This window comes from Streptomyces sp. NPDC057654 (assembly GCF_042800135.1).
Classification (GTDB): domain Bacteria; phylum Actinomycetota; class Actinomycetes; order Streptomycetales; family Streptomycetaceae; genus Streptomyces.
The window spans coordinates 1-1,409 of the sequence record NZ_JBHVHQ010001364.1; the positions used below are offsets into that span (position 1 = coordinate 1).

Consider the following 1,409-nt stretch of genomic DNA (forward strand, 5'->3'; position numbering starts at 1 on the left):
TGGGCCGGGGTCAGCCCCGGCCCGCGTCAGCCGTGCGGCCGTCCGTGGAGGACGGCGGCGGTACGGGACGGGTGCGGCGGCCCAGCAGGTCGGCGAGGCCCTGGCGGGTGGCGGCCAGGACGACGCGGTCGTCCTGGGTCAGTACGTAGTCGGCGGGCAGGTTCCAGTCGAGGCCGGGGCGGCGGTCGCCGTCCCTCGGGGGCGCGGGCTCCGCGAGGTCGGGGCGGCGGTCGCCGGGGGCGGTGGTGTCCAGGGCGAGCACCCGCCAGGAGCCGGGGCGGAAGGCCCGGCCGACGCTGAGCCCGGCGAGTTCCGGGTGGGCCCTGACGTCCAGGGCGACGAAGAGGAGCACCTTGCGTTCGACGGGGATCGCGCCGAGCATCCGGCGGCCCATCATCGCCCCGGCGAAGGCCGGCGCGGCGAGCGAGGAGACGCTGCGGCTGCGCGTCAGCGCCTGCGGGTGCGAGTCGCGCAGGGTGCGGTAGACGGCGGCGGCGAACCGGTCCTCGTACAGCCGCATCACCGCCCGTACGCCGGGCTTGGAGGCGCGGGCGGAGAGCACAGCCTCCAGATTGGTGGTGTCGCTGCTGGTCAGGGCCAGTATGGCGAGACTGGTGCGGATCTTCGCGGCGTCCAGGACGCCCTCCTCCGTGACGTCGCCGATCACGGTCGGCACCCGCAGGCTCCGGGCGAGGGCGATGCCGCGCGCCTGCGGGTCCTGTTCCACGCACACCACGGGCATGTCGAGTTCGCGCAGCCGGGCGAGTACGCGCGTACCGACCTTCCCGAGCCCGAGCAGCACCACGTGGCCGGAGAGCCCGCGCGGCGGGCGGCGCAGCGTGGAGGCGGTGCGGAAGGTGCCGAGCCCTTCCAGGGCGGCGGCGACCAGCAGCGGGAGCAGCAGCAGCCCGGTGAGTCCGGAGAGGAGCTGGAGGATCTGACGGCCGAGGGGTTCGCCGATCGCCGGGTCGTCGATGGCGAACAGGTCGAGCAGCGAGAGGTACGCGGCGTGCGCCGGGTCCTCGTCGGTGACCAGCCAGGAGGCGACGGCCAGCGCGCCGACTGCGGCGGCGAGCCCGGCGAGCGACCAGCGCAGCCGGCGCGAGAAGAACGAGCCGAGCGGCAGCGCGCGGGCGGCGAGCCGGGACGGCGGCAGCGTCGGGCCGGTGTGCGTGACCCTCTCCAGCACCATCGTGCCGCGGTCGGCCGCCCGTGCGACCTCCTCGTCGTCGGGCAGGAGCACTGGCTCGTCGGCACCGGTACCGGACCCGTCGCGAGGGGCCGAGAGGATGGCGAGGACGCACAGGGCGCGCTCGCGGGCCGCTCCCCCGGCGCCGCCCTCCGCCGCGGGCGGGCGTTCGGCGGCGCGCAGCAGCGCCCCGCCGGCGGGGATGACCTTGCTGCTGCCC

The 1,409-nt window shown here is 76.6% G+C and carries 1 protein-coding gene; it reads right to left on the reverse strand.

What is annotated here, in order from left to right; translation table 11 throughout:
• Positions 1–10: 10 nt before the first annotated feature.
• Positions 11–1,409 (reverse strand): potassium channel family protein (locus ACFU99_RS43660; protein WP_384404336.1); only part of this gene is annotated, 1,399 nt, incomplete at its 5' end.